We start from the raw sequence: 18196 nt of genomic DNA, 5'->3' as shown, positions 1-18196 counted from the left end.
TTCGAACAACCCTAATGGAGGTTGATATGTTTAGAAAATCTCTGCTCTTGTTATCGACCGTGGCAATATTGGTGCCTAGCGTACCGAGCTTTGCGGACAGTAAAGACGAGCGCCGCGAGAAATACAGAAAAGAAAGCACGGCGAAACCGCAAGCCCAAAGGCAGCAAGCCCAAAGGCAGCAAGCGCAGAGACAGCGCGCACGCCAGAGCGAACCGCGACGCGAACGGCAACGTGCCGCCCCGCAGCCGCGCCGCGAACAGGCAGCGCCACAACAGCGCCGTCAGCGTCAGCTCGCAGCGCCGGACAGGCGGGATATTGCGTCCCCAAACCGTGCGCAGCGTCAGGCTGCAACTCGTGCAGACCGCCAACCCAGAGCGGACCGCCAGGCGCGCAATGTACGGGCACAAAACACCGACGGGTATCGCCAACGCCACGCAGTGGTTGCCCGCGCAGATCGGGAACGGGTGCGTAACGTTCGGGAAACCCGCGAGGCGCGTGATCGTTCGGTTAACCGGCAGGATCGCCCTGTTCGGGCCCGCACACCAGACCGCCGCGACGTGATGCAAGCCAATAAGTCATTTACCAACACCAAAAAGCGGGATGTTAGCCGCGTACCCGTGAATTACGGGCAGCGCCGCCATGATGGCCAGCAAAACTGGAACGGTGGCCGCGACCGCGGGCGTCACGTGTCGTCAGATAATGGCCGTGGGAGAGGCAATGACCATCGTTCACGCGGTGACCATCGCGACCGGGACCATAACTATCGCGGCAATCATAATCGTTACCGGGATCATGACCGTGGCCGTAAAAACGGTTGGCATCACCGCTATCGGGATCGCCCGAAAACACGTATTTACATTGGCCTGGGCACAAACCCTTATGGCTATTGGGGCCGCCCTTATTATGGTCACTATAGCTATAGCGACTGGCCGTTCTATTCAGGCTACTGGCATGCACGCTCTCACTGGGCGTGGCACACGCACCACAGCCACTACCACTATGGTGGCTATTGCCCTGGCCTGAGCCATGGCTATCAGGCGAGCTACCATTATGATGAGCCTTATTATGCCGGATATTCGTCAAACGCAGGCAACGAGGTTGCAGGCACAATCCTTGGCGGTGTTGTTGGTGGTATCCTGGGCTCGGAGATTGATGGTGGGCGTAACCGCACTGCGGGTATCGTGATTGGCTCGCTTCTTGGTGCGACGGTGGGTAACTCTATCGCCAAAAGCAGTAACAACAGCCGGACTGTCAGCAGCAACTATCGCTACACGGCCGACTATCATGATGATGACCCAACGATCTATCATTATGAGAATGAAGGCTATGCACCACCACGCGAAGAAGTTCGTAAGTGCATCGAATATGATGTGCGGGGCGGCAATTATGTTTGTCGCCGCTGGACGGTGGAATATAAATAATCACCAGTTTAGTCGGGTGTGATGAAAAGCGGCCTTCCGGGGCCGCTTTTTTATTGCCAGTTGCTGCCTGTGGGAAGTTCTAACGAGCAACAGCACAAACAGCTTGGGCGATGGCTGCTTCCAACTCGTTCTGGTCAATGGGTTTGCCAACACAGTCGTTCATGCCCGCTTCCAGATAGGATGCCTTGTTTTCTGCGATCAGGTCGGCCGTAAGAGCGATCACAGGTATTTTTCCCTTGTATCCCGGAAGTTTGCGGATCATTTGCGTTGCCTCGGGGCCAGAAACAAACGGCATACGTACGTCCATCAATACAAGATCAAAGTCACCGTCTCTCACTTGCTCGAAAGCTTTCTGTCCGTCGCTGGCGATCACACATTCATGGCCGAGCTTTTTCATCAAGCCCTTGATGATCATCTGGTTGATCTCATTGTCTTCGGCAACAAGGATGGAAAGCGCGCGAAGGTCAGGCAGATGCATGTCTGCCGTGATGGCATTTTCCTCGACATCTTCTTCAGCGTCCGCTGGCTCATAAGGTATGGAAAATTTGAAACAGCTTCCTTTGCCGAGCTCGCTTGTAACGCCGATTTCACCGCCCATACATTCAACCAACCGTTTGCACACCGCCAGCCCCAGTCCTGTGCCGTGGTATTTCCGGCTGATGGACGGGTCGGCTTGCACAAAGTCCTGAAACAGGTTGGCGGCTGTTTTTTCATTCATGCCTATGCCTGTATCAACCACTTTAAAAACCAACCGTTGCTGGTCTTTGTCATGGTTGCAAACAAGGCTGACTGTACCTTCGTCGGTAAATTTGACCGCGTTGCCAAGTAGGTTGACGAGTACTTGGCGCAAGCGCGTAGGGTCTGCGCGCACCACGGCGGGAAAGTCATCTGTCACGTTGGCGGTAATGTGCAACTTGGATTTTTTCTCTGGTGGGCAGGTCATGTATAACAGCCGCACCACGTCGTCGGCGACATCTAACGGGCGGAAGTTGACCGGCTCTATAACAAATTTACCGGCATCCAGTTTTGAGAGGTCGAGAATATCGTTGATGATGCGAAGAAGCGCCTTCCCGGTTTCCTTGATCCTTTTTGCCTTGAACAGGTTTTCCTCAGACAGGTCGCTGTCAATCAACATATCCGATAGGCCAATCACCCCGGCCATCGGGGTTCTGATCTCATGGCTCATGGTCGCAAGGAAGCTGCTTTTGGCCTCGCTTGCAGCCAAGGCTTCTATCTCGGCTTTGTGGCGGCTCTTAACTTCCCTGAGAAGGCGATAAAGCCCAGAACCAAACAGGGCGGCGATGATCCCGGCCACCAGGATAATGGGCGTCAACTTTGCTATTCTGGCAGCCTGCAAGGTCTCCGTATCAACCATAGTGAGTGATTTCAGCGATATATTTTGCTTCACATGCATGGAGGCTGCAGCGACCTCGATGGTTTCCCACGTCCATAGGGCTGCTTTTGTTTCCTGTTGTCCTGAAGGCTCGGCTGCAATAGCACGCCACGCGTCCGGATGGGTGAAGGCGAGGCCCGTTTCCCGATCAAACATGAAACCCCACTCATCTTCAGGTTTTTTGCCTTTCAGCCAGTATCCGTCTGCGTTCAGCAGCATCGGGCTGTTGTCAGGCGAAAATTGTGCCAGATGGTCAAGAAGGCTTTGTGCACCAATGTTTAGGACAAAGATGCCTGCGGGTTTGTCCTCAGAGGTGAACACGCGCACTGCAATGCGTATCACCGGCACATAGGGTTCCTGAATTTTTCCCTGTTCAACGTTGAGGTCCAGTGGGGAGACAAACAGTTCACCCGGCCCCAATTCGAGTGCAGCTTTGACGTAATCTCGCTGACTTTTGTCCTGCAGTTCGTTTCTGGTCAAACTGGTTACTGAATCCTGGCCAACTCTTTCTACCCGTACGAGTTCCAACCCGTCTTCACCCAACCACCGGGCCTGCAGATAGCTGGGGTTTCTAAGGAGCAGCGTCTCAAATGCATTTTCTATCACCGGATTACGAACGGCGTTACCGCTGGATACCGCTATGCGTACGGCGTCCTCCAGTAATACCACACTGCGGATATGGCTGGCGGGCTTGGAGAATTCTTCGCGCAGGTATTGGCTGGTTAATTCTACAGTTAGTCGCTCTGATGCTTTGAACTGTGCGTCTATGCTGTCGATCGCGAGCTTTCCAGCAAAAATCGCACCCAAGCCGATGGTGAGTATCCCGAGGGAAAACCAGAACAGAAAGTTTCTAGTGAAACGCGACATAAAGGGGATGTTTTTCCTGTGCCTGATGTGAGGTGAATGTCTATCCTAAGCTGACTTACCATATTTACGCCAGTGCGAGATTACTCTGTAAAGGCTAACAAAACAAAAACAAGGGCTTTTGCTGAGGCTGTTCGGAGCCAGCTTACTTAAAGTATTACATTAAAATTACCTGAAAAAGAAGCGGCACCAAGGAGTTGCTCCCCTGGTGCCGTTGATTCTATTCCGCCAAAAATGGTGATTTGATTAGGAAACCTAATTATAGGTAGGCTGAGTGTCAGAGCTCGAAGGCTCAATCACGTCTTCCTCGCCAAAGGGCTCCATCGCTGGTACAGGCTCATAGCGCGTTGGGCCATTACCGCGGTTGTCTTCATAAGCGCTATGGTCAAGGATCACGCGGCTACGATCACGCGAGAAAACCACCATCACAGGTGTGCCTTCGGCAAACGGGTGCCTATCTTGCTGCACGATAGAGATAAGCGAACCGCTTTCCGTGCGGATCATATATTCAAAACCGCTTTTGCGGCCGGCAGATTTGTCGATGCTGTTACCAAGCAACCCGCCAAGAAGTGCGCCACCAATGGCACCGATGACATTTTCGGCCCCGCCATTGCCGATGGTTGAACCGGCGGCTGCGCCTACACCAACACCCACTGCGGTGCCAACACCGCTTTGGCTGTTGATTTCAACCCAGCGGTAGCTGTCCACAACGCCGCGTTCAACCCTGCGGGCCTCACCAACTGCGTGGGAATCGTACCGGTGCGGTGACATGCTTTGTGTGCAGGCCGTGGTAATCAGGGCGAGCGGTATTAGAGCCGCGATTTTTTTATATGGGGGTTTCATACTTATTTGTCCTCACTAGCTTTCCTCTGGTCAAAATTGCGCGCGAAAAACGACCAAATGAAGGCATTTAGGGGTCATCATCTGGGGGTCAGTATCGCATTTGAGGCTGAATAGGCGATGAACACCGGGAAAATTCTTCGCGCGAGGCGGCCCGCGCGAAATTTTCTGTTTTTTGTGCTCTTCTTCCAAATTGTCATGTTTGCGTAATGCTTTGTCTGCATCTTGACCGATAAGTTAGGAAGAGACTGTATGAGTAGCCCGAACATTATTTCCATGCCCATCCCCCCGGTCCCGCCGCATGCCACATGTGGTGAGGTCTATGAGCGCTTTCATACGGAACCGGATCTGGTTGCTATTCCCGTTGTCACCGGTGACAAGCCGGTGGGGCTTCTTAAGCGCATTGATTTCCTGATCAAACTGGCGGACCGGTACGGCCGCCCGCTTTATGAGAAACGCCCGGTTGCGGAACTGATGGACAGCAGCCCGCTGATTATTGAGCACACCGTAACGGTTGACCAGTTGAACAAAACGCTTGTTGGTGAAAACAAGGATTCGCTGCAGGCTGGCTTCATTGTAGTTGAAGACGGTGTGTATGTTGGCATTGGCACGGCTTATACGCTCCTGAAGGTGAATATGCAGCGGGCGGAACAGCGCATGCGCGACCTGGATGTGGCGCGCATGGAAGCCGAGGCCGCAACGCGGACCCGCACCCAGTTCCTCGCGAACATGAGCCATGAACTCAGGACCCCCCTCAATGCGATCATCGGTTTTGCCGATTTTATTCTGAGCGAAAACGCGAGGGGCAGGGATATCCGCAACCATCAAACCTATATCTCGGATATCAGGGACAGCGGTTCGCACCTTCTTGGCATGATCAACTCTATCCTTGACCTATCCAAGCTGGAGGCCAGTGCCTTTGTGCTCAGGGAGGATTATGAGGCCCCGCGGGAGATTGTTGAACAGGTTGTCCGCATGATGGAAGGCATGGCCAAAGCGCGGGGTATCACGCTCAAGCACACATCGGATACGCATAACTTTGACCTGTTTGGTGATATTCAGGTGATCAAGCAGGTGCTGATCAACCTGATCTCCAACGCGATCAAGTTTTCGCCTGAAGGCTCCACCGTTGTGGTGAACGAACAGATAGACCCCTGGGGACGCATTGCCTTCTGTGTGGGTGATAGTGGACCTGGTATGGCACCTGATGTGCTCAAGCGGGTGATGCAGCCCTTTGTGCAGGCAGACACGGGCCTCGCGCGCAAACATGACGGCACCGGGCTTGGCCTGCCGCTGGTGAAGGCGTTTGTTGATGCCCATGGCGGCGAATTTATCCTCAAAAGCAAGGTTGGCGACGGCACCGACGCCAAGGTGGTGTTCCCGCGCGAACGGTGTATTGAACACAACACCGCGCAATACGCTGTGATCTGATTTCAAGCGACCTCCTAATTATTGATAAAATCGGATGCGCATTCTGTTTCAGACGGCGCTTTTTTTTGTTATGGTAATGTCATCAAGCGGCCCGGAAGAGGTTGCTTAGCTGTCCGCTAATACAAGAAGTGCCTGTGTGGCCTGCGGGATACCGTAGGGGCCAGAGGTGCGCGTGTGCGCCATCTCACGGACGGAGCAAAGGTATGGGACAGAAAGACAGGGATTTATATGACTATATAGCTGACCGGTTGGCCAAAGCGGAGGCCGGGGCGGCAGAGGCCCTTTATGACCTTGGGCTTTTATACTCTACCGGCCACGGTGTGGACCGAGACTATATAGAAGCGCATAAGTGGTTCAATCTCGCCGCTATCAGGGGGGTGAACCGGGCTGAAGTGGACAGGTGCGAGCTGGCACGTGATATGGACATGCGCGATATAGCAGAAGCCCAGCGTCAAGCCCGCAAGTGGCTGAGCACACATTGACCTATCAACCATAGCCATTTGACCTGGCTTCGATATACTGCCTCAAAAATCGGAGAGGCAGTATGATCAACCTTCACGGACAAACAATATTGGTAACAGGCGCGTCGCGCGGCATTGGCGCTGCGGCGGCGGGTGTTTTGTTGGCTGCTGGTGCGAATGTGGTGGGCTCATATGCCCGTGCGCCGGGTAAGCTGACCGAACTTCAAGCCGAATACGGCAGCGAGCGCTTGCTTATGGTTAAATCTGATCTGGGGGTGGCAGGGAGTGGTGCAGCGCTGTGGGCTGAAGCTGAAGCTTTTAAAGGCCGTGTCCACGGCTTGGTGAACAATGCGGGTGTGATGCCCGAAACCGCCATCACCGCCAGTGACAAGGCCTGGGCCGATGACTGGGCTCATGTGATGGCCGTGAATGTGCAGGCCGTTGCTGACCTTTGCCGCGCTGCCATTCTGCATTTCAAAGCGAAGCAGGGTGGCCGTATTGTCACCATCTCAAGCCGCGCAGCGTTCCGTGGTGATGGGCCTGACTTCATGCATTATGCCGCCAGCAAGGGGGCTGTGGTCTCGCTGATGCGGTCGATCGCCCGCGCGTATGCGGGGGAGGGCATATACGGCTTCACCATTGCACCGGGCTGGGTGAAAACAGATATGGCGGCGGTAGCCTACGAGCCGGGTAATGAGGGTATGCTCAAGGAAATACCTATGGGGGATGCTGCGCCGCCTGAAAATATCGCCAACATGGTGGCCTTTCTGCTATCGGGTCTGATTGACCACGCTACCGGCGGCACCTTTGATATCAACGGCGCGAGCTACGTTCACTAGGCGCGGATAAAAAACAAACGGCGGCAAAGATGCCGCCGTTTTTTTCGCTTAAAGAGCCTGAATTAAGAGGCATGAACCTCAAGGGCCTTGTCGATCAGGAAGGCTATATGGTCACGGTGTGCCCGTGTTGCCGCATCACCCCGCCAGCGCGCCATGGCACCCTTCAGCGTCTTGAGGTTCGAGAAGGCGTTTGATTGCGCGATATAGTCATAGTCGTTGCTGCCAAGAATAGAGATCAGCATCTTCACGTACATGATCTGCAGTTCCTGCCGGAAGCTATTGACAGCGCCTCGGCTATCATCCTGGAAGATGGCGTCCGTGAGGTCCGACATCACCTCTGTCACACTATAGCTGTTGCCATAAAGCGCGGAATCCGTGATCCGCATCAATGTGCGAGGGTGCAGCAGATGCGAGAGGATATCCGCCTGAATAGACGCTGCCCTGCCGTGAACTTTCGGGTCTTCTGTGCCAGAAAAGTGGAAGAAGCCACGACGCTGAATAGCAAGAGACTGGAAGAGTGCCGGGTCTGCCGCAAAAGCGTCTGGCGCGAAGATATAATCACGCAGCAATTTCATGGCTTGTTGCTGTTTGGCGTCTTCAACCGGGCGGTAAGGTTGGTTTGCACCATCTTGCCCGTGAACGGCACGGTCAACATAAACCCCGCCGATGTAGCGAGACACCACGCGGCCTTGCCACGCCATATCGCCCGTGAGGATCAGATAGGCATTCCTCAGTTCCTGATAGCTTTCGCCGTCCACTGCGAACTTGCTGCGCAGCTTGCCCATGGCGTCGCGGTCAAGCTTCAGCCTGTCTTCAGCAAACTTCACCGCGTCGTCCGTCATGTCATAGATATTGACGGTTGGGTCGATACCCTTGCCGGGGGCGCGCATGTCATCTGCATCGTTGCCGAACACCAGCGCCTTTTCCGTTGACCGCGCAAGGTGCGCTTTCATCTTCTCAGGGTCGTCAAGGTCCGGGCTATAGCCGAACTGGATGGCCCAGATATCGTAAGCGCCGGGGCGAACGGTGTAATAATGCGCCTGCTGTTTGCCGGGCGGGGCAAAGTTGATGCTTGGATAATCCATCACCGAGCCCGCGAGGCCGTCCTCCTGTGCACCAATATCATGGGCTTCGGAATAAGCACGCGCCTGGGTGGCTTTCATATTGTGGTTGAGGCCAAGTGTGTGCCCAACCTCATGCAGCATCAGGTAATAGATCGACTCTTCGACCAGCTTTTCGCTGGCTTGAGGGCCGGATGCCATAACCTTATCAAGCGTTTTGCCTAGCATATTGTTAAGCTGCAGGTGGCCCGCCATTGCGCAGTTGCGCTCATGCGCGCGCAGTTGCTCCATAAAGGAAGCAGCTTCATCTGGTGTCTCTGAAGTGCCAAGAGCGGCGCTTTCAAACACCTTGCTTGCGTTCATGCGGTTGGTGAGGAAGGTATACTCAAGCATGATATCAGCGCCGAGGATCTGACCTGTGCGCGGGTTGGTGAAGCTTGGGCCATAGCCACCAAACGGCGGTTGCGGGCTTGAGGTCCAACGCAGCACATTGTAGCGAATGTCGCCCGCGTCCCACTCCGCATCATCCGGCTGGATTTTGACCTGCACGGCATTCTTGAAACCAGCCTCTTCAAAGGCTATGTTCCATGCTTCCACTGCCTTTTTGATGGTTGGGCGCAACTCAAGCGGCGTGGTGTTTTCAATCCACCACACAATAGGTTCAACCGGTTCAGAGATGTCAGCGTTCGGGTCTTTTTTGACCAGTTTCCAGCGGTTGATCATATCGCGCCACGGTGTGGCTTCACGGCTGGTCATGTCGTTGACATAATCAACAAAATAACCAACACGGGCATCGTCAAAGCGTGGCTTGAAGTCATTCTCCGGCATCGCAAGCAAGGTGTGCTGCATCTTGACGGTGACGTTGCGGGCATCGGTGATATCAAACCAGTTGCCGGTATTGAGCGGTGCCGGGTTGGTATAAACATAGTCCACCGTTACGGCAGTGTTCTCCGGGTAGTTTCGGATGTCTGAAATCTTGGTTTTTGAGCCGGAAAGCTTGCCAAGCCTGAAGGCCTCCCACGGTTTTTGCTGTGGGTTGCTTGTTGGCTTAACCTGATCAAAGGCTTCTGCTTTAAAAAGATTGTCTGCCTTGATGAGGAAGCTGCCGCCATCCTCCGACTTTGCCACAATCTTGTGAACCGAGATGCTGGCTGGGCTGATATTGGCTTCGGCCGCACGCGCAAGCGCACTCTCAGGATCAAAATAGAAGTATGGGTTTATCTCCAAAAATTCGATCTGGTCGAAGTGTTTGGCAATCTTGAAGACCTTTTGGTTGCGGTATTGCCCACGGAAATGCCCGCCTTCCACAACACCGTCAGCGGTGTGTGAGAAGTAGATATATTCCTTATCCAGCTGGTCAGCCCGGATCTCCATCTGCAGCGTTCCCTTTTCAGGGTCCTGATACAGCTTAAAAAGGCCGTCCATGGCGGTATGGTCTTCAACCAAGTCCGCGATGGTTTTTTCTTTTTTCTTCTTCTCTTCCTTGTCGCTGGCTTCCTCGCCATCCTCCGCGTCAGAGCTCTCCGCTTCAGCATCTGCTTCTGGCTTCTCCTCCTGCTTTTGCAGGGAAGGTTTAGCAGGCTTTTCATCGTCTGCGCTCAAGGGTGCAACAGCTGTCAGTGCACCAATCGCGACGCCTGCAAGAAGCATGCGGATGTTTTTCTCAAGGTCTATCACCTTTTATTCTCCCAGTTGTTGTTGGCCCAGTGTTCAGGTCTTTTGTTTGTTATGACCATGACAAGCCGCCCCTCGTGTGCCCATGCGGGTTATCCGCCACGCGGGGGTGTGCCCGAAGTTTGGTTTGAGTGGTGTGGACGAGTCAATGCCCGGCATATCGTTTTATCGTGCCGGGCGCTCGTTTTGTCGCTTTTAAGAGGGGTGTGTTCAAGCCGAACGGTTTAGCGGTCCGTTTTAACGGCTTTTTCAAATTTCGGCAGGAACTCGTCACAGCCGCCTTCAGGCGCTTTCACGCTCAGGGCCGTAAGCAGGTTCTTAAACTCAATTGCTGCGGAAACCTTGTCATATTCATCTTTGGCAAGCGCGGCGATCTTGCCTTCGCTTTTGCCGATAAATTCGTCCACCAGTTCTTCATCTGCCTTGCAAAAGCGAGCGCCGCCTGCAATGCGGGCCGTGTCGCGTGCTACCTGCAGGGCGTCTTCTTCTGCCAACACCGGGCTTGCGAAACCAAGGCATGTGGTGAGGAAAACCAATGAGGCTGCTGTCGTTTTTTTATAAGGTACCATTGCTGTTCTCTCTTTTAACGGTTCCGAACATTAACCACCCAAATTATGGCAGGCAAGTGTTGAAAGTAGGCTTAGATAGAGGTTACTGGAACGAAAGTGTCGCGGGCCCAGTGCCGGAGCGGATTTCACCGGCTTTGCGCACACCGTCCACAACCGCCATGACAGAATTTACCTGACCGGGCAGTTCGTCAATGAAAAGGCCGTTCATGAAGGTGATCTCTTTGGGGGCATCTGGCCAGTCGGCTTCCATATAGAAAAAGATCGTTTGGCCCTGCATTTCCATGCCTAGATAGTTGAGCTCAACAAACTGCCCATCCAGCTTGATAGCCAGCAGCTTTTTGGCGAGCGGGCCGACAGCGGCCTCCAGTTTTGGGAAATCTTCTTCACTCAGGAACGTGAGCCGCTCTCCGAGGTCGAGCGAAAGCCGGGCTTCAAGTTCGTGGGCATGGAGTTGGGTTGTAAGCTCAATCGATTTGTCAGCTTCGTTCCACTCGATGGTGGTGAATGTGGTGTAAACATTGTGTGCATAAGCGGCAGATGCTGCAGTGAGAGCAAACAGTAACGAGAGGTGAAGGCGGAAGCGGAGCGGAAATCGCATGTCGGTACCTAATAATGCAGTTAATTTGCGGCGTATTCGAACCCAACCACGCGGTTGCGGCCGTATGTTTTAGCGCTATAAAGCGCCTGGTCTGCCCGGTCGAGTGCAGGTTCGATGGTAATTTCATTGGCGAGCCACTGAGCCACGCCGATACTGGCGGTGAAGCGGAACTTCTCATCATCGCTGATCGTCTGGTGATGTGCAGTATCGCGCCGCACCTGTTCGGCGATCTTGATAGCCTCGTCCTGTGTTATGTTTGGGATGATAGCCGCGAACTCTTCGCCGCCCATTCGGCCTACAAACCCTTGTTCGCCAACGCCTGAGTTGATGATGTTGGCAAAATCTCGGATAGCGACATCGCCCGCCGCGTGGCCATAGGTGTCGTTCACGCGTTTGAAGTGATCGATATCCATCATCAGGACCCAGATTTCAGCGCCGTCTTCAATGTTTGAGACAGCCTGTTCACCAAGGGCAGTGAACCGCCTGCGGTTATAGAGCCCGGTGAGGGAATCTGTATTTGCAAGCCTTGTAAGCTCTGCCTGCTTTGCCTCAAGCTCGGCTTTGGCGTGATAGAGCTGTTCTGCCATTTCCGCCGTGCGTGCAGCGTCAGCTTCCACCATGGTCCGGTGCATGGCGCTGTCGCTATCAGCCAGTTGCATGTGGGTTATGTCGCGCAGGAGCCACAGCCTATGTCCATGTTTTTCAAGCGGGCGAGTGGTGCGCTCGACCGTACGGCCATCGCTCAAGTGCAATAGTTCGGAGAACTGAATATCAGGGGACGACAGCACGGCTTCAACTACCTGATCTGCCTGGCTGCGTTCATTCAGACCATCATGCCATTCGTCAAACAGGGTTTTGACGTTCTTGCCCACATTCAAACCATCAAACAAGGTTTTTGCGGCCGTATTGATGACGCGGATATGGCCGTTAACGTCTGTTACCACCACGGCATCTGGCAGGTTGTTGGGGTCAAGCATGGGTTTCTCAGTGCTTGCAGCGTTTTGCCGTGCGGCCTTCATCTCAATGAGATGAACAATCGTCAGCACAGCAATAAGGGCGAGACCCAGCACAAAAAGGACCGAGCCGACGCTTCCGTCAGACTCGAGCCCCTTTGATAGCGTCAGCAGTGCGATAGCACCTAACCCCAAAACCGCTTTGACCGTTACCCGAATAGCCATCAATTGCGCGCTTTGCCTCCAATCCCTGATGGGGAAGGGACCCCATGACTGTCCCTTTGTCAAGGGACTAAACTCCAAACGCCGCTGTGTGCTCGGTGGCACAAAAAGAAAAGGGGGCGAACCCCCTTTTTATCCCTTTATTTTGTGGTCGAAATCAGACCAGCCAGATTATTGTTGTGGCTCGTCTTCTTCGTCACCGTCTTCAGCAGCCGCTTTTTCAGCTTCCTGAGTTTCAAGATATTCTTTCATCAGGTTGCGCTGTTCTGAGCGGCGCTTGTAGAGCTCGACACGAGACATATGAGGCTTGGGCGGCCAAACATTGTTGGCTTTCTCTGCGTCTGCGATCTCGTTATAAGGGTCAAGTGTTACCGACTTGATCTTCTTGTCACGCACGAGAACCTTGGTAGCGTGCTTGGCATCGCTCCGCCAGATCTCGGCTGCAACCCGAACTTCCTCGTGGCTGCCGTCTTCAAACTCAACATCAAGCACGAGTGGCATAACAAGGCCGCCAATGTTCTCGAAGTCGATGAAATAAAGCTCATGACCAAATTTCAGCAGTTCTTTCTGCCAGTCCTCAAGCCCTTTGAGCATGCCCGCATAAGCATCTTTCTGGGCTTTGGTGACGATGAAGTCGTCGTTTTCGTTGTAAAAGTCCAGAAGTTCTGGGAAGCGGTCCACACGGCGCGGCATGCCTTCCGCCTGATTGCGCATTTCAGCAATATACCGCTGCGCCTCCAGGTCTTCCTCACGCTTGAACTGGTTTTCCACTTCCGGGTCACCCGTGTTGATTTGCGCGTGGGTCAGGCCCGTGACCGCAATATCAACGTGATCCGTTGTGTAGAACCAGCCACGGAAGAACCAGTCAAGGTCTTTACCGCTGGCATCTTCCATGGTGCGGAAGAAATCAGCAGGATACGGACGCTTGAACTTCCAGCGCTTTGAATATTCCTTGAAGGCAAAATCAAACAGTTCACGCCCCATGACAGTTTCACGCAGGATATTCAGCGCAACAGCAGGTTTGGTATAGGCGTTGGGGCCATACCCAATGATGCTGTCCGATTGTGTCATGATCGGGGTCTGGTCTGGTGACACCATGTAAGGAATGGCTTCCTTGGCACGGCCGTAGCGGGACGGATATTCAGCTTCCCACTCACGCTCTGCCTGGCTCTGGAGGAAGCTGTTGAGGCCTTCATCCATCCATGCCCAGTTGCGCTCGTCCGAGTTTACGATCATCGGGAAGTAGATATGCCCGATTTCATGGATAATGACCGAGATCAGGCCGTATTTTGCGCGCTTGGTGTAGGTTCGAACCTCCGAGCCATCGTCTTTCTTCTCGATCACCGGGCGTGGGCCGTTTGAAGTGATCATCGGATATTCCATACCACCGCCGATTGGGCCGTTCACAGACCATGCAACAGGGTAGGGATACTCAAAGGAATAACGGCTATAGGTGTCGAGTGTATGCGCAATGGAATGCGTGGAATACATATCCCAAAGTGGCATGGCTTCATCGGGGTAAAGCGACATGGCCATAACCGTGCGGCCGCTATCCGGCATTTTCACGCCCAGCGCATCCCATACAAATTTGCGCGAGGAGGCAAATGCAAAGTCACGAACGTTTTCGGCCTTGAAGTGCCAGGTTTTAGTTTTGTCCGTGCCTTCTTTCTCGTTTTCAAGTGCTTCTTCGCGGGTCACGATGAACACAGGGCGTTCAGCGGTTTTGGCTTCATCAAGCCGTTTGCGCTGATCGGCGGTCAGGACATCCTTCGGGTTCTGCAGCACACCCGTTGAGCCGACGATGTGGTCTGCAGGAACCGTGATCTCAACGTCATAGTCGCCAAACTCAAGCGTAAACTCGCCGGTGCCAAGAAACTGCTTGTGCTCCCACCCTGCGAGATCAGTGTATGCCGCAAGGCGTGGGAACCACTGTGCGATGAAGAAAATATCGTTTCCGTCCCGGCTATAAGGCTCATATCCGCCGCGGGCGCCCATGGCTTTGCCCTCAGGGATATTGAACCACCAGTCGATGTCGAACGTGAAGCTCTCACCCGGCTTGAGCGGCTTGTCGAGGTCAATGCGCATCATCGTGTCGTTGATGGTGTAGCGAACGTCCTTGCCGCCGGATTTCACTTTTGTGAGCTGGAAACCCCAATCTTCAAATTCGGTACGCGCCAGAAACCGCATGGTGGAATAGGAGAGCTTTTTGGAAGCTTTCCGGCCCATTTCCATGGTGGTGTAGGCGTCTGAGTGTTTTGAAAAGCGGTTCTGATCAAGCTGAAGCCAGAGGTAGCTCAGCGTGTCGGGCGAGTTGTTTTTATATACAACATGCTCCGTGCCTGCGATCTTGCGCTCTTCTTCATTGAGTGTAACCTTCACCGTATAGTCTACCTCTTGCTGCCAGTAGGCATGGCCCGGCGCGCCGGAGCCTGTGCGGTAAACGTTCGGTGTTGGAAGGTGTTCTTCCAGCTGTCTGAATTTATCTTCGAAGTCGCCCTTTGTTTGTTTGACGACCTCGGCATGTGCCACCTGCAGCCCCAGGCTAAGCGACAAAACGATCCCCATGAAACGCATGTTTCAAGTCCCTTTTTTTGTTTTGAGTGTTGTCCTCGTTGTAAAAGTCAGGCGCGAAGTTAGGGCACTATTTGGCGCTGGGCAAGGGTTGGCGATAAATTTTAAACATAATGTGATGTGCAAAACGAAGGGCGCGCGCGGAGCGCTGCGTATGAGGAGTGTAGGCACAGAGAATGAGCCAATCAAAAAAAGGATACACAGCGATGAAAACATCAACAAAGATTATCAGTGTTGCACTCGCGGCCCTGATCACCTCCCAGGCGCAGGCAGCGGGCGACAGAGGTGAGCGCTTCAAGGAAGCAGACACGGACGGCAACGGCGTCGTCACCTATGACGAGATGATGGGCAAGGTGAAAACCAAGTTTTCCGAGTTTGACAAAAACGGCGACGGTTATCTTGAGCTTGCAGAGTTGCCAAAAGAAATGCCGATTCCAGAGCGTATGGAAAAGCGCATGAAGCGCCATCAGGAACGCATGGAAGAGCGGGCGGAGAAGGCAGGCCGTGATTTCGACGCCGATGATATGGGCGGCAAGTGGAAACCAACCCGGATCAAATTTATCGCCAAGCATGACCGCGACGGTGACGAAAAGGTTTCGGTTGATGAGTTTGCGACCCGCATGGTTCATCATTTCAAACGCATGGACGTGAACGGCAACGGTGAAGTCACTCAAGACGAAGCCAAAGAGGCCATGAAGAAGATGAAAAAGAGGTTTGGCAAAAAGGGTAAAGGGCATGGCGATCGCGGTTCGCGCCGCTAAGCTTCTAACCCGACAAAGGGAAGTTCACACTCCTTAACGCCAAAAGCGCGCTGCTTTGCTCCGGATGTTGGCCAACATCAACCGGGGCGGGGTGGCGCGCAAGCATTTCTATTGAAATGCGGAAAGAAAAATCGCGTAATGCGGGACCCTGAGCGCGCGCAACCTATTGCCCTTTTGGGGCCTCGGCGCTAGGGTGCGCGATATTTTTGTACTCCAAGAGGCTTACCCCATGCTTAAAGGCTCCATTCCTGCGCTTATCACCCCGTTTACTGACGAAGGCGACGTGGCTTATGACACGTTCCAGAAGTTTGTAGACTGGCAGGTGAAACAGGGCTCGCATGGCCTGGTACCTGTGGGCACCACGGGAGAGAGCCCAACCCTTAGCCATGAAGAGCACCGCAAGGTGGTTGAGCTTTGTGTTGAAGCCGCAGGCGGCCGCGTGCCGGTGATTGCAGGCGCGGGATCGAACAACACCCGTGAAGCGATCAGCCTGATGGAACACGCGCAAAAAGTGGGGGCTGACGCCGCGCTTGTTGTAACGCCTTATTATAACAAGCCAAGCCAGGCGGGCCTCTACGCCCACTTCAAGGCGCTGCATGACGCATGTGACCTGCCGATTGTGATCTATAACATCCCGGGCCGTTCGGTTGTGGATATGAACACCAGCACAATGGCTGAGTTGTTTGCATTGCCACGCATCATTGGCCTTAAGGACGCCACCGGCGACCTTGACCGGGTGGCAAGCCAACGCGCGGCCATGGGGCCAGACTTTATTCAGCTCTCCGGCGAGGATGCAACAGCGCTGGCGTTCATGGCAATGGGTGGCCACGGCTGTATTTCCGTAACCGCAAACGTTGCACCAAAACTTTGCAGCCAGTTTCAGGAAGCCTGCATGGCGGGTGACTATAAAACAGCGCTGAGCCTGCAGGACAATCTTCTTGATCTGCACCGCTGCATGTTCCTTGAGCCGAGCCCGGCGCCTGCAAAATATGCAGGCTCTCTTATCGGCATTTGCGAGGACAGCGTGCGCCTGCCGCTGCTGGCTGCGACCGATACGGCGCGCTCTTTCATCGCCGCGACGATTGCCGAGCTTGGGCTCGATCCGGTCGATCTGGGGTAATCAATGGCGGGCAAGAATAAAAATCAGAAGAAATCCCTGCCTTCGCGCGTTGCGGCCGATAACCGCAAGGCACGACACCTGTTTCATATTGAAGAAGAGCATGAGGCCGGGATTTCCCTGCGTGGCACCGAGGTTAAATCCCTGCGTGGCGGTGAAGGCAATATCCGCGAAAGTTATGCCGAGGAAAAAGACGGCGAGCTTTGGCTTGTGAATGCCTATATCCCTGAGTTTTCCCATGGTAACCGCTTTAATCACGAGCCGCGTAGACCGCGTAAGCTGTTGATGCACAAGCGGGAAATATCCAAACTTGGTGGGCTGATCCAGCGTCAGGGTTACACACTTGTGCCGCTCAAGATCTATTTTAACGATCAGGGTCGGGCAAAGGTCCTTATCGGGTTGGGCAAAGGCAAAAACGTGCGCGACAAACGCGAAGACGTGAAGCAGCGCGACTGGGACCGCCAGAAAGCCCGGCTGATGAAAGAGATGGGCTAAGGCCTGTTTCAGTCAGCCTTCTGTGGTGGGATCATGATAAGAAACCGCACTGGGCTGTCTGGCCCACCAGCGATCACCTGATTTCTCCCCGCCCGCAGTTTTGCGATTGCATTCATTGCATATTTGCTGAGTTTTTCACCGTTCACCAGCGTCCCTTGCATTGAGCCCAGATCTCGTATCCACAAAGCACCGTCGCGTTTTACAATCTCAAAGTGGTTGTCTGCCAGTTCGTGCACACCCTTAAGCGGTACCTTAAGGCTGGTCGCCCCAATGACGCAGTGGCCGTCTGCGGTGGCGATATTGCCAACCGTGAACGGGAATTCATCCAACTCCACAAAAGTGAGAAGCCTGTCCGCCACAATGCGGGAATGGCCCTCGATTGTGGGCTTGGTGCTTTTGAAATGATGGGCTTTGGGTTCAGTTGTGCCTTCGAGCGCTTCCTTGATGGCGTACGAACTGCGCAGCCGGGTCGCGAGCGTGTGCACCACGTGGCGCACAAGCGGGTCCGCAAAACTTTTGCGGAAGGCCTCAGCTGTGATGAACAGGGCAGTGGTGGCTTTGGATGCTTTGGCGGTAACAGAGTGAGTTTTACGCTCAATCACGCTAACTTCGCCCAGAAGCTCGCCGCCGCGCAGGCTGGCAATATGGTGGCCTGTGTCACCCTCATGACGCCAAATTTCCACCTGCCCGTCGAGGATCATATAAACCCCTTCGGACGCGCTCTCCTGCTCGTAAATCGTGTCACCCGCCTTGAATTGGACCTGTTCGCCCATGTTTCCGGTTGCAGCCACGCTCACTTCCCCTTGGTTCCCCTATGGGTTGAATAACCGAGTCTATCGCGAATTGCGGGCGCAGGCAATCACTGCCCATGGTGCTAAGCCTATAAAAACAAGCGTTTTATTCAAGATGTTGTGTTTTTAGTCGAA

At 54.0% G+C, this 18196-nt stretch carries 15 protein-coding genes; 7 read left to right on the top strand and 8 right to left on the bottom strand.

Features of this window, described 5'->3' with window-relative positions; translation table 11 throughout:
* Positions 1-26 precede the first annotated feature (26 nt).
* Positions 27-1421, top strand: a complete 1395-nt coding sequence (locus ACOOGA_RS01790) for a glycine zipper 2TM domain-containing protein (RefSeq protein ID WP_417461084.1) — start codon at positions 27-29, stop codon at positions 1419-1421.
* Between the two features lie 79 nt (positions 1422-1500).
* Here ACOOGA_RS01790 and ACOOGA_RS01785 read toward each other — a convergent pair whose 3' ends face one another.
* Both ACOOGA_RS01785 and ACOOGA_RS01780 read right to left on the bottom strand, forming a co-directional pair.
* Positions 1501-3681, bottom strand: a complete 2181-nt coding sequence (locus tag ACOOGA_RS01785; RefSeq protein WP_420429341.1) for an ATP-binding protein — start codon at positions 3679-3681, stop codon at positions 1501-1503.
* 252 nt (positions 3682-3933) lie between these two features.
* A complete protein-coding gene (locus ACOOGA_RS01780; protein WP_417461082.1) occupies positions 3934-4521 on the bottom strand; it encodes a hypothetical protein in 588 nt (195 codons plus the stop codon).
* 249 nt (positions 4522-4770) lie between these two features.
* Here ACOOGA_RS01780 and ACOOGA_RS01775 point away from each other — a divergent pair, with 249 nt between their 5' ends.
* The 3 genes from ACOOGA_RS01775 to ACOOGA_RS01765 all read left to right on the top strand — a co-directional run bounded on the left by ACOOGA_RS01775 (position 4771) and on the right by ACOOGA_RS01765 (position 7249).
* Positions 4771-5949, top strand: a complete 1179-nt coding sequence (locus ACOOGA_RS01775; protein ID WP_417461081.1) for a sensor histidine kinase — start codon at positions 4771-4773, stop codon at positions 5947-5949.
* 203 nt (positions 5950-6152) lie between these two features.
* On the top strand, positions 6153-6431 hold the full coding sequence (locus ACOOGA_RS01770) for a hypothetical protein (protein ID WP_417461080.1): 279 nt from the start codon (positions 6153-6155) through the stop codon (positions 6429-6431).
* Between the two features lie 62 nt (positions 6432-6493).
* Positions 6494-7249 carry an SDR family NAD(P)-dependent oxidoreductase gene (locus ACOOGA_RS01765; RefSeq protein ID WP_417461079.1) on the top strand — a complete coding sequence of 252 codons (756 nt, stop codon included), beginning with the start codon at positions 6494-6496 and terminating at the stop codon, positions 7247-7249.
* Positions 7250-7311: 62 nt separating this feature from the next.
* Here ACOOGA_RS01765 and ACOOGA_RS01760 read toward each other — a convergent pair whose 3' ends face one another.
* The 5 genes from ACOOGA_RS01760 to ACOOGA_RS01740 form a co-directional block, all read right to left on the bottom strand.
* Positions 7312-9987 carry a zinc-dependent metalloprotease gene (locus tag ACOOGA_RS01760; protein ID WP_417461078.1) on the bottom strand — a complete coding sequence of 892 codons (2676 nt, stop codon included), beginning with the start codon at positions 9985-9987 and terminating at the stop codon, positions 7312-7314.
* A 221-nt stretch (positions 9988-10208) separates the two neighbouring features.
* The gene (locus ACOOGA_RS01755) at positions 10209-10553 is read right to left on the bottom strand and encodes a hypothetical protein (RefSeq protein ID WP_417461077.1); all 345 of its coding nucleotides are present in this window, start codon (positions 10551-10553) and stop codon (positions 10209-10211) included.
* Between the two features lie 82 nt (positions 10554-10635).
* Entirely contained in the window at positions 10636-11151 is a 516-nt protein-coding gene (locus tag ACOOGA_RS01750; protein WP_417461076.1) for a DUF6702 family protein, read from the bottom strand.
* Between the two features lie 20 nt (positions 11152-11171).
* Positions 11172-12329 (bottom strand): GGDEF domain-containing protein, encoded by a 1158-nt coding sequence (locus ACOOGA_RS01745; protein WP_417461075.1) that lies wholly within the window; start codon positions 12327-12329, stop codon positions 11172-11174.
* A 168-nt stretch (positions 12330-12497) separates the two neighbouring features.
* A complete protein-coding gene (locus tag ACOOGA_RS01740) occupies positions 12498-14900 on the bottom strand; it encodes a M1 family metallopeptidase (RefSeq protein ID WP_417461074.1) in 2403 nt (800 codons plus the stop codon).
* 203 nt (positions 14901-15103) lie between these two features.
* On the opposite strand from ACOOGA_RS01740, the gene ACOOGA_RS01735 reads away from it, so the two are divergent.
* From ACOOGA_RS01735 to smpB, 3 genes are all read left to right on the top strand, one after another.
* Complete coding sequence (locus tag ACOOGA_RS01735; RefSeq protein ID WP_417461073.1) at positions 15104-15658, top strand: EF-hand domain-containing protein; 555 nt, start codon at positions 15104-15106, stop codon at positions 15656-15658.
* A 229-nt stretch (positions 15659-15887) separates the two neighbouring features.
* The gene (gene dapA / locus ACOOGA_RS01730; protein ID WP_417461072.1) at positions 15888-16778 is read left to right on the top strand and encodes a 4-hydroxy-tetrahydrodipicolinate synthase; all 891 of its coding nucleotides are present in this window, start codon (positions 15888-15890) and stop codon (positions 16776-16778) included.
* A gap of 3 nt (positions 16779-16781) precedes the next feature.
* On the top strand, positions 16782-17270 hold the full coding sequence (gene smpB, locus ACOOGA_RS01725; RefSeq protein WP_417461071.1) for an SsrA-binding protein SmpB: 489 nt from the start codon (positions 16782-16784) through the stop codon (positions 17268-17270).
* A gap of 8 nt (positions 17271-17278) precedes the next feature.
* Here smpB and ACOOGA_RS01720 read toward each other — a convergent pair whose 3' ends face one another.
* Complete coding sequence (locus ACOOGA_RS01720) at positions 17279-18061, bottom strand: cyclic nucleotide-binding domain-containing protein (RefSeq protein ID WP_417461070.1); 783 nt, start codon at positions 18059-18061, stop codon at positions 17279-17281.
* Positions 18062-18196 lie beyond the last annotated feature (135 nt).

Origin of the sequence: Kordiimonas sp., from assembly GCF_965216265.1 — a bacterium.
Lineage (GTDB): Bacteria > Pseudomonadota > Alphaproteobacteria > Sphingomonadales > Kordiimonadaceae > Kordiimonas.
Note: the sequence above shows the minus strand (reverse complement) of the source record. Positions and strands in the feature narration are given on the sequence as shown.

Bases quoted from the DNA above. Each gene is read 5' to 3' on its own strand.
- ACOOGA_RS01740 (WP_417461074.1), bottom strand. From the start codon at position 14,900: ATGCGTTTCATGGGGATCGTTTTGTCGCTTAGCCTGGGGCTGCAGGTG.
- ACOOGA_RS01785 (WP_420429341.1), bottom strand. From the start codon at position 3,681: ATGTCGCGTTTCACTAGAAACTTTCTGTTCTGGTTTTCCCTCGGGATA.
- ACOOGA_RS01735 (WP_417461073.1), top strand. From the start codon at position 15,104: ATGAAAACATCAACAAAGATTATCAGTGTTGCACTCGCGGCCCTGATC.
- ACOOGA_RS01780 (WP_417461082.1), bottom strand. From the start codon at position 4,521: ATGAAACCCCCATATAAAAAAATCGCGGCTCTAATACCGCTCGCCCTG.
- smpB (WP_417461071.1), top strand. From the start codon at position 16,782: ATGGCGGGCAAGAATAAAAATCAGAAGAAATCCCTGCCTTCGCGCGTT.
- ACOOGA_RS01770 (WP_417461080.1), top strand. From the start codon at position 6,153: ATGGGACAGAAAGACAGGGATTTATATGACTATATAGCTGACCGGTTG.
- ACOOGA_RS01745 (WP_417461075.1), bottom strand. From the start codon at position 12,329: ATGGCTATTCGGGTAACGGTCAAAGCGGTTTTGGGGTTAGGTGCTATC.
- ACOOGA_RS01790 (WP_417461084.1), top strand. From the start codon at position 27: ATGTTTAGAAAATCTCTGCTCTTGTTATCGACCGTGGCAATATTGGTG.
- ACOOGA_RS01775 (WP_417461081.1), top strand. From the start codon at position 4,771: ATGAGTAGCCCGAACATTATTTCCATGCCCATCCCCCCGGTCCCGCCG.
- dapA (WP_417461072.1), top strand. From the start codon at position 15,888: ATGCTTAAAGGCTCCATTCCTGCGCTTATCACCCCGTTTACTGACGAA.
- ACOOGA_RS01750 (WP_417461076.1), bottom strand. From the start codon at position 11,151: ATGCGATTTCCGCTCCGCTTCCGCCTTCACCTCTCGTTACTGTTTGCT.
- ACOOGA_RS01755 (WP_417461077.1), bottom strand. From the start codon at position 10,553: ATGGTACCTTATAAAAAAACGACAGCAGCCTCATTGGTTTTCCTCACC.
- ACOOGA_RS01765 (WP_417461079.1), top strand. From the start codon at position 6,494: ATGATCAACCTTCACGGACAAACAATATTGGTAACAGGCGCGTCGCGC.